9 protein-coding genes are annotated in these 8,598 nt (G+C 46.0%); 3 read left to right on the top strand and 6 right to left on the bottom strand.

Going from position 1 to position 8,598, the window contains the following annotated elements:
- The 3 genes from C9I92_RS25930 to C9I92_RS14320 form a co-directional block, all read right to left on the bottom strand.
- Positions 1-116 (bottom strand): DUF1293 family protein (locus C9I92_RS25930; protein ID WP_487246579.1); only part of this gene is annotated, 116 nt, incomplete at its 3' end.
- Between the two features lie 11 nt (positions 117-127).
- Positions 128-1,225, bottom strand: a complete 1,098-nt coding sequence (locus C9I92_RS14325) for a replication initiation factor domain-containing protein (protein WP_249037526.1) — start codon at positions 1,223-1,225, stop codon at positions 128-130.
- On the bottom strand, positions 1,215-1,427 hold the full coding sequence (locus tag C9I92_RS14320; protein ID WP_107193863.1) for a hypothetical protein: 213 nt from the start codon (positions 1,425-1,427) through the stop codon (positions 1,215-1,217). Before C9I92_RS14320 ends, C9I92_RS14325 begins: the two co-directional genes overlap by 11 nt.
- 118 nt (positions 1,428-1,545) lie before the next feature.
- Between C9I92_RS14320 and C9I92_RS14315 the strand changes: the two genes are divergently transcribed.
- Positions 1,546-1,902 (top strand): DUF3693 domain-containing protein, encoded by a 357-nt coding sequence (locus tag C9I92_RS14315; protein WP_047885443.1) that lies wholly within the window; start codon positions 1,546-1,548, stop codon positions 1,900-1,902.
- A gap of 250 nt (positions 1,903-2,152) precedes the next feature.
- On the opposite strand, the gene C9I92_RS14310 is transcribed toward C9I92_RS14315, so the two are convergent.
- Both C9I92_RS14310 and C9I92_RS14305 read right to left on the bottom strand, forming a co-directional pair.
- Positions 2,153-4,249 carry a hybrid sensor histidine kinase/response regulator gene (locus C9I92_RS14310; RefSeq protein WP_047885442.1) on the bottom strand — a complete coding sequence of 699 codons (2,097 nt, stop codon included), beginning with the start codon at positions 4,247-4,249 and terminating at the stop codon, positions 2,153-2,155.
- Positions 4,250-4,252: 3 nt separating this feature from the next.
- Positions 4,253-5,425 carry an FIST signal transduction protein gene (locus tag C9I92_RS14305; RefSeq protein ID WP_047885441.1) on the bottom strand — a complete coding sequence of 391 codons (1,173 nt, stop codon included), beginning with the start codon at positions 5,423-5,425 and terminating at the stop codon, positions 4,253-4,255.
- A 157-nt stretch (positions 5,426-5,582) separates the two neighbouring features.
- Here C9I92_RS14305 and C9I92_RS14300 point away from each other — a divergent pair, with 157 nt between their 5' ends.
- A complete protein-coding gene (locus tag C9I92_RS14300) occupies positions 5,583-6,305 on the top strand; it encodes an SDR family oxidoreductase (RefSeq protein ID WP_047885440.1) in 723 nt (240 codons plus the stop codon).
- A gap of 142 nt (positions 6,306-6,447) precedes the next feature.
- Here C9I92_RS14300 and C9I92_RS14295 read toward each other — a convergent pair whose 3' ends face one another.
- On the bottom strand, positions 6,448-6,891 hold the full coding sequence (locus tag C9I92_RS14295; RefSeq protein WP_047885439.1) for a hypothetical protein: 444 nt from the start codon (positions 6,889-6,891) through the stop codon (positions 6,448-6,450).
- 275 nt (positions 6,892-7,166) lie between these two features.
- Here C9I92_RS14295 and ccoN point away from each other — a divergent pair, with 275 nt between their 5' ends.
- The gene (ccoN, locus tag C9I92_RS14290) at positions 7,167-8,594 is read left to right on the top strand and encodes a cytochrome-c oxidase, cbb3-type subunit I (protein ID WP_047885438.1); all 1,428 of its coding nucleotides are present in this window, start codon (positions 7,167-7,169) and stop codon (positions 8,592-8,594) included.
- Positions 8,595-8,598 lie beyond the last annotated feature (4 nt).

The following is an 8,598-nucleotide window of genomic DNA, read 5'->3' as shown; positions in this document are numbered from 1 at the left end:
ATGCCTTCTTGCTCGAACTTTTCATGTTTGACTTCATCAATACCACGTAAGACGTGAACCACAGCATCCGAACCACCAGAAGAAGGGAAACGGCGAACCGCAATACCCGTAATCATTACGCCCATGTCTAATTCTCCAAAGCTACATTAATTAATTGTTGGTAAGTGTCTGGCAGCGCCAGCTTGCCATAGTCTTCAATCTCAAAAGGATCTTGCTCCAAGGTGGTCAGCAGGCCGAATGCCTTACGGGTGTCACCGTTGAACATCTTGACCACATCAGACAACGCCTTGCCGCACTGACGGCGAACCCAACGGATACGGCCAGCCAAGTCCAGACAAGCATCCTTGGATAAACGCTTGATGCTGATACCTTCCGACGGTTCAATAGACGCCGCGAAGGCACAGATACCCGCGAACGAGGCTGCCGGATTCAGTAGGGCATCCACGTTGCATTTCTTAAGCTCAACTTCATTGCGATACCAGCTGATAGCCAGCTTGTTGAGCCCTTGCTCTAGTTTCTTGTTATATACACGCCAATACACAGCACTCTGGCGAGAGCCGACAATCGTGGCTTCTTCCAGTAAATCGCCGTTGGGAGCAATGACCCGGTGCGGGTTCATCTTTGGTCCCATACCTCTAACCGAAGTGCGAAACGCACCTTCACGCCAAGCCATTTCGGCATATTTGCAGTCGAAACAGCCAGAATAGTCATCCACCGCCAAATCCAAGCGGGATAGGGTGAACACATGCAAAATCTGAGTGAGCCACCAATGCAGGCGGAAAGTATCGATGTGCTCGAACACGTACTTACAGCCACGCCCGTTAATTTGGACGAACACCGTTTCGTTGTTGCCGCCAATTCCCAGCAGGCCACATTCGACCTTGCCTGTTTTGTCCAGCAACACGCAGGAATCTTCATAACCGTGCAGGCCACGACCGCGCATCGGCGAACACGTCAGACCCATAACGTGAAACAGGAACGTGGCCAGTCGGTCGGTCAACGCTTCACGCACCGCGTCCTGATAGCGGGTTAACGCAATCGCACGAAGTTGCTGATTGGTCACCGTTTGGTAAGTCGCTTTTGGCAACTTGCACCACGCGACAGAGGACAAATCTGATTTGTGACAGTGTCGCAACTCCGTAAACTTGAAACTGAAAGCCAGATGGTCAATCAGAACGGGGCGTTCAGCATTGGCCATGTCAGTGAAGTGTTGTTCAGATAACATCGAACACCCCCTGAGCTTTCAATGTTGGGTAATTGGCATCGGTGATCTCGACGAACTCCACGAAACCGCCAAGCTCAATATCACAAAACACACGCAGTTCATGGAACGAACGGAAGTACTGAGCACCAAACTCAAAATAAGCGTTCACGCCAACACCAGGCTCATCATCAAAATAAACAATCATGTGTTGGGGTGCCGCCATGTGAGCCTCAGTGCCTATCAGTACAGGTTTTTCTGTACCATAGACCAGAGATTTATGGACTGCAAGACAAGTAATTCCTGTACTGAGCAGCTAAACTAGCGAAAAAAGGAATCGAATCATGTATGCAGATAAACTGTTAGATGCCTATAAAGAGGCAAAAAACTACATCCAAGACAAGCAAATAGCAGCTGACTTAGGCATAAGTAAGCAGAAGATTAGCGGAATCAGAAATGGAACATGCTATCTAACTGAAAATGAAGCTATTTTCTTGGCTGAAGCTACAAATATCGACATCCATGAAGCGTTAATCTATCTGGCGGCAGACAAGGCCAAATCTTACAAAGCCCAACAAGCATGGGCGGACATCACGGCAAAGTTAAGCCGCCAAGGGTTTAGGGGTTTAGCCCTTGGTATGGCTGGGATTCTGGCGTTTAACAATCCGAAGCTTCAGTGCGCATTATGTATATTATGTTAAATTAAGTGTTTGTGAACAGGAGTATCGCCAAATTCTGATATCACTTTAACTCTTCTCTCCCCCTTAGCTTTAGTCCACCGAGCTAAGTCTGCCCGGTATTTAACAGTATTGAGTATTTACCATAAAATAGGTAATTAACACCTATTTTAAGTACTACGGCAAATCGTTCGATTGCTATGTACTTAAAATTTACGTTAATTACCTAGGCTTGGCAAATGCCAAGCCTTATCTAGTTTTTAATAATATAGATTCAACACTGAGCAGATAATGACGTGATAGTTTGATACCTTGCCAAAACCATTTCCAAGTCTTTGGCAATGATCGGCTTTGGTATAAAATCATTCATTCCGGCCCGTAAATATTCTTCCTGATCGGCCTGCATCACATTTGCTGTCAGCGCGATAATTGGCGTAATAATTCCGCTGTCTCGTAAAGCCTTTGTGGCCTGGATACCATCCATAACCGGCATGGAAATATCCATAAGGATAAGATCGAACTCTGCCAAGCATAGCGGAACCATATCAACCACCTGCTGGCCATTACTGACAATAGTTACCTGATGCCCGCGTTTCTCCAACATGAGCTTTGCAACCAATTGGTTTGTCGGGCTGTCTTCTGCTACCAGAATATTGAGCGGCACCAGAGATTGCTTATCTTGAGGCATGCACATTCGGTGTTTGTCATTTTGCGGTGACTCTTTCAATGGAATCGTAACCGTAAAACAACTGCCTTTTCCCGTAACACTACGCAGATTGATCTCACCTTGCATCTTTTGGATCAGATGCTGACTGATAGCCAATCCCAAACCGGTGCCGCCATATTTGCGGGTGATACTGCCATCAGCTTGGATAAACGGATTGAACAAAATTTTCTGCGCTTCTGGCGCAATACCAATACCGGTATCAGAGACTTCTATCTTTAACTGTTTGCCATCACGGTGAATATCTACGTTGACGGAACCTTCATTGGTAAATTTAATGGCATTACCCACCAGGTTAAACAGAACCTGAGAGATTCGGTTTTTATCACCAACAATAGCATCTGGCACATCGGACTTAATCGTCGTATTAAATCGGATGTGTTTTTTTGTCGCCTGCTCCTGTAGTTGAGTGACTACCAGATCGACACAATCGCTGAGGCTCATTTTGTCGTAGTACAGCTCAAAACTGCCTGATTCAATACGAGATAAATCCAGAATGTCGTTAATGATGGTCAGTAGTAATTGCGCTGACTGATCCATCTGGTTTATCCAGGACATCTGCTTGTTGTCCAGACCGGAGCTGCCCAGCATATCCAACAAGCCCAACACCGCATTTAACGGCGTTCGAATCTCATGGCTCATCATGGCTAGAAACTGTGACTTGGCTTTATTGGCAGATTCCGCCTGTTGCCTTGCCTGCTGTAACTCAAAGATTTGCTGCTTGCGACTGGTAATATCTTTCGCAGTTCCCCGGAATCCAAGAAACGTACCCTGCTTGTTAAAAAATGGCGTGCCACTGATACTGAACCAAACAATTTGTCCATGGTCTTCGAATTGCCATTCTAGATCTTCAAAGGCTTCTTCTGCTTCAAGCTTCGCTTTGAGTTTTTCAGCAAAATCACCATGCTCCCCAAATGCACGCAACATATTCGAATGATCAATCGTGTGGTTGGCAAGATTAGGTGAAGATATATAAGTGAAGCGATAATCCGGGTCGATTTCCCAGAACCAATCCCCGACTGTTTTCGCAAAATCTTTGAATCGTTTTTGGCTGTGTGTCAGCTCTTGGGTTCGAGCGGTAACTAAAGATTGCAAACGTTCTCGGTAATCAATATCTATAATGGCTCGCTCAAGCAAAGGGCGAAAACGCTCCAGAACACGCTGGCAGTCTGGAGAAAACTGACCTTTTTGCGAGTGGAAGAACATCAGCAAGGCGTCGCCCGAACTGACTTTTACTCCAATTAATAATACTGACTGACAGAAATACAGCATTTCATCAGGCAGGTCTTTAAATTCATAAACCTGCCGCGGCGCAAATAAGGCGATACTCGCCCCGTTCATAGAACGTGTAAACGTGTCGCCAACGGGCCAGATACTGGATTCAAAAAAACGACACGTTGTCACAAGTTCCTGTAACGGTGTCGTTTCATCTTCGCGAGTTAATACCAGCGCATGTTCAAACCCGATATATTTTCTCAGAACTGAAAGTAAACTATTGAATACCTGTCGCTTATTGTTCGCTCCGGCCATTGCGGCAATGCCTGACAAGATTGCGGTGTTTTCGTCTCGCAGCTGTTTTTCGCGCTCCCGACTTCGCATCAGATCAAGTAATGTTTCCTGTAGCTTTTCTGATTCGTAACTTGGCATCACTTAATCCTTGTGGAATAAAACAGCGGAAATCATCAGATTACCATGAGCATTTTCGCCGCCGGCAAATTGCCCTTGTTCACCCAAGGTAAACGGGCTGACAAATGGCGCATTCTGCATCGCCTTATTGACGTATTCCGCTACTTCTGCCATCCGATGCTGCACCCGTAACATGCAGCCAGCGCAGTAAATGGTGATACCACCAATAGGATGCAACTGGCTATTAGAATACAACTCGAAAGCGGAGCCCACGACACGACCGGCACGGGTAATTAATCGCTCTTCGGTACCTTCCATAAAATACAACGTCTCACCGGGAGTAATAGTCGCAAATAATTCAATCCCCCCCTGCTCTGTTATTCTTAGCGGATGTGCCAGTTTAAAATAAGGTAAATCGTGAATTTGCCCTGCAATGCGGCCCAGCGGGTTTAAGCTGCTGGCGAAATTAAATTGCTGTTCAATAAGTGCCTCGCCCAGCCATTCCTGATAAACCTCAACAGCAGGCCGACCATCAAGTTCAAGCAGTTCTCGGCCGTTCACTCGAGTTGCAACGGCACTGGATCCGGTGCTGGCGTAGCCGGAATGGAAAGAAAAACTAATTTTACACGATGGATAAAAGACGCAGATTCCGACACCATTTCTCGATTGCTGCTCCTGATTGAAGATCATCCAGTTGCCCTGAATGAAATTATCCGCTGCGCTACCTCCAATAATAGGAACAGAGGTTCCGAGTTCGTCTTCAATTCCTCGGATAATGTCTTCTTCTTCTCCTGGGCTGGCATGGAGCAGAATCATTGAGGGCATTTCGCCAAAACGCTGGCAATTGGCAATAGCCTTCAATAACGCTTGTCTCGCCATCTCATATTTGGATTGCGACGTCGCCACAATCGCACTGCCATATGCACCGTAATAATCGGAAATCGCCCACAATGCTACGCCTGCTCCACCGTGATAACCTTCATCGGTCATTACACCCTGGCATGACGAACACCCCAGAATTTGTGCTTCAGGGAAAGCCGAATGCAGCGCTTCCTGAAACGGCGCAACTTCATAGCTTTCTGAAAAGTAAACCAGAATAAGCTTTGGGTTGATGATTTGCAGTTTTAATCGTGATATTGCCTCAGCTATCGCTGTGCTCGCATCATGACTGGAAGAAAAACTTGTGGCGATATCCATTTATGCAGCAGGTGTTGTTATTAACTAGTAACAATCATAGTCATTTTCTTTTTTTGATTCAGCAATATCTGTCGTTTTTTTGTGGTATATCATTAAAGATATCGTGTCTTTGACCGCTATTGATTGATGATTTCACGAAAGGGAGCATAAGGACATCATGAATAAAAAAGTGGTATTGGTCACCGGTGGCGCGAAAGGAATCGGCAAAGGAATAGCGACCTATTTATGTGAGCAAGCTGTCGTCATTATTGCGGACAACGATGAGGATGCCGGTTATCAATGCGTATCTGAAAATCCGTTATTGCGGTTTAAATGTGTAGACGTGACTTCAGAAGCTAGCGTCAACTCACTGATTCTCGAGATCATTCAACAGCACGGACAGCTTGACGCATTAATCAACAACGCCGCAATCAGCCATCCATATAATGCCCCTGTCGAAGAATTAGAGCTTGATGAATGGCACAGAGTACTTACGGTCAACCTGACCGCGCCACTGTTAATGGCAAAACATTGCACTCCTCACCTTCGAAAACAACATGGGTCGGTAGTCAATATCAGTTCAACCCGCGCACTCCAGTCTGAGCCTAACACTGAAGCATACAGTGCTAGCAAAGGCGGGCTTGTTGCCCTGACCCACTCTTTGGCGGTCACGCTGGGTCCCGATATCCGGGTTAATTGTATCTCTCCGGGCTGGATTGATGTCAGCCATGCCCCATTACGCGATATCGATCATCACCAGCACCCTGTCGGCCATGTCGGTCAACCTGATGATGTTGCCTCAATGGTGAAATATTTGATCTCAGAAGAAGCAAGATTCATTACAGGACAAAATTTTATCATTGACGGCGGTATGACACGGAAAATGATCTATCAGGATTGATGACAGAACGCTGATTAGAAGTGAAGGTGATACAACCTGTCCCGTTTTGATGCAGATCAATTTATTAAACACCACAAAAAAAGGGGTTGGCAGACCAACCCCCTTCAATTTACAAAATAAGCATTTAAATCATTAATTTTACTTATTTTTTAACAGTAAAAACACCAGAGATAGTTTCACTGCCTGTATTGAGCTTTATCACCCATTCCATTTCAGCGTGGGTACACTCAGGAACAGTAAACCTGCCTACCCATCCATCAGCTTGTTTTTCAAACACAACCGGGATAGAGCCCATATACATACTTAGCCCTTCAACAACCGCATTGGGTTTAACATCAGTGTTACCAACTTGTAGGAATAATTCACTGTTAGCAACCGCAGGAAATGGACTTAACGATATGTTATAAGCACCTTCACCATTCAATTTAGTGCATTCCTCTGCCATCAGTTGGCAGCTGTTTTCCAGTTGATCTGATGGTTGGGTTGGCTCGTAGGTGATTGTTCTCCATACAAATGCAGTAATCAGTACTGCCATTAGAAAGAGAATTTGAATCAATCTGCCTTTTGTCAGTTTTTCTGCTGCCATGATTTATCGCACTTCTCGTGTTACAGAGGTCAAAGTTTTCACATAAATGTTGCTTAACCGTAAAGGATGTGTGGGCTTGACTCTGTCATTCATATTTTAAAACCAGTAGTATATGGCACTGAAAATGCCACTTTTACAACAAAATAGCAATTTAATAGCTCTGGTGTTCAAAAAAGCATCGCGGTAGTTTTTTGCTTTTGGGTGGCATTGCGACAACTTGTTGTTCGCACAAGGAAAGAGAGTGTAGTTGAAAATTAAAATTGGAAGCATGCAACATGAGCCAAGTAAAGCAGCTTGAACAAAACTACAACTATACGGTCGTTCGTCAATTCACCATAGCCACCATACTATGGGGAATCGTCGGAATGGGCGTAGGTGTATTGATTGCCGCTCAGCTGGTGTGGCCGGCGCTAAACTTCGATACCCCTTGGTTGACATACAGCCGTCTGCGTCCACTGCATACCAACGCAGTGATCTTCGCATTTGGTACCAGTGCCCTGTTTGCTACGTCTTACTACGTAGTACAGCGTACATGTCAAACTCGGTTGTTCGGCGGTAAATTAGCGTCATTCACCTTCTGGGGTTGGCAAGCCGTTATCCTGTCAGCAGCGATTTCACTGCCGCTGGGATATACAACCAGTAAAGAATACGCTGAACTGGAATGGCCGATTGACATTTTGATTGCTGTGGTATGGGTTGCCTATGCAATTGTGTTCTTCGGTACCATGATTAAGCGTAGAACGTCACATATCTACGTGGCAAACTGGTTCTTCGGTGCCTTCATTCTTACAGTAGCAGTCCTGCACATTGTGAACAGTATGGCTATCCCGATTTCTATGACTAAATCGTACTCGATTTACTCTGGTGCTGTGGATGCGATGGTTCAGTGGTGGTACGGACACAACGCGGTAGGTTTCCTGCTAACAGCCGGTTTTCTGGGTATGATGTACTACTTCGTACCTAAGCAAGCAGGCCGTCCGGTTTATTCTTACCGTCTGTCTATTGTTCACTTCTGGGCGCTGATTTCCCTTTATATCTGGGCTGGCCCTCACCACCTTCACTATACGGCCCTACCAGACTGGACTCAGTCTCTGGGTATGGTGATGTCATTGATCCTGTTCGCACCATCATGGGGTGGTATGATCAACGGTATCATGACGCTGTCTGGTGCATGGCACAAGCTGCGCTATGACCCTGTTCTGCGCTTCCTGGTTGTATCTCTGTCCTTCTACGGTATGTCAACGTTCGAAGGCCCGATGATGTCAATCAAGACGGTTAACGCCCTGTCTCACTACACAGACTGGACCATTGGTCACGTACACTCAGGCGCTCTGGGCTGGGTTGCCATGGTTTCAATCGGTTCTGTTTACCACCTGATTCCAAAACTGTTCGGTCAGGAACGTATGTACTCAGTCAAACTGGTCAACGTACACTTCTGGCTGGCAACCATTGGTACAGTGCTATACATCGTAGCGATGTGGATCTCTGGTGTAATGCAAGGCCTGATGTGGCGTGCGGTAAATACCGACGGTACGCTGACTTACAGCTTCGTTGAGTCTCTGCAGGCTTCTTACCCGTTCTACTTTGTACGCTTCCTGGGTGGTGCAGTCTTCTTGTCTGGTATGCTTCTGATGGCATACAACGCATACAAGACTATTTCAGCCCCTAAAGAAAGCCTAAAAGTTACTGAACAACCAGCATAAGGAG

The sequence above is a fragment of the Photobacterium ganghwense genome, assembly GCF_003025595.1.
Taxonomy (GTDB): Bacteria; Pseudomonadota; Gammaproteobacteria; order Enterobacterales; family Vibrionaceae; genus Photobacterium; species Photobacterium ganghwense.
The sequence above is the reverse complement of the archived record's forward strand: the minus strand, read 5'-3'. Positions and strand labels throughout refer to the sequence as shown.

Coding starts and splice junctions, on each gene's coding strand:
- C9I92_RS14325 (WP_249037526.1), bottom strand. CDS start 1,225: ATGTTATCTGAACAACACTTCACTGACATGGCCAATGCTGAACGCCCC.
- C9I92_RS14310 (WP_047885442.1), bottom strand. CDS start 4,249: ATGCCAAGTTACGAATCAGAAAAGCTACAGGAAACATTACTTGATCTG.
- C9I92_RS14300 (WP_047885440.1), top strand. CDS start 5,583: ATGAATAAAAAAGTGGTATTGGTCACCGGTGGCGCGAAAGGAATCGGC.
- C9I92_RS14305 (WP_047885441.1), bottom strand. CDS start 5,425: ATGGATATCGCCACAAGTTTTTCTTCCAGTCATGATGCGAGCACAGCG.
- C9I92_RS14320 (WP_107193863.1), bottom strand. CDS start 1,427: ATGGCGGCACCCCAACACATGATTGTTTATTTTGATGATGAGCCTGGT.
- ccoN (WP_047885438.1), top strand. CDS start 7,167: ATGAGCCAAGTAAAGCAGCTTGAACAAAACTACAACTATACGGTCGTT.
- C9I92_RS14315 (WP_047885443.1), top strand. CDS start 1,546: ATGTATGCAGATAAACTGTTAGATGCCTATAAAGAGGCAAAAAACTAC.
- C9I92_RS14295 (WP_047885439.1), bottom strand. CDS start 6,891: ATGGCAGCAGAAAAACTGACAAAAGGCAGATTGATTCAAATTCTCTTT.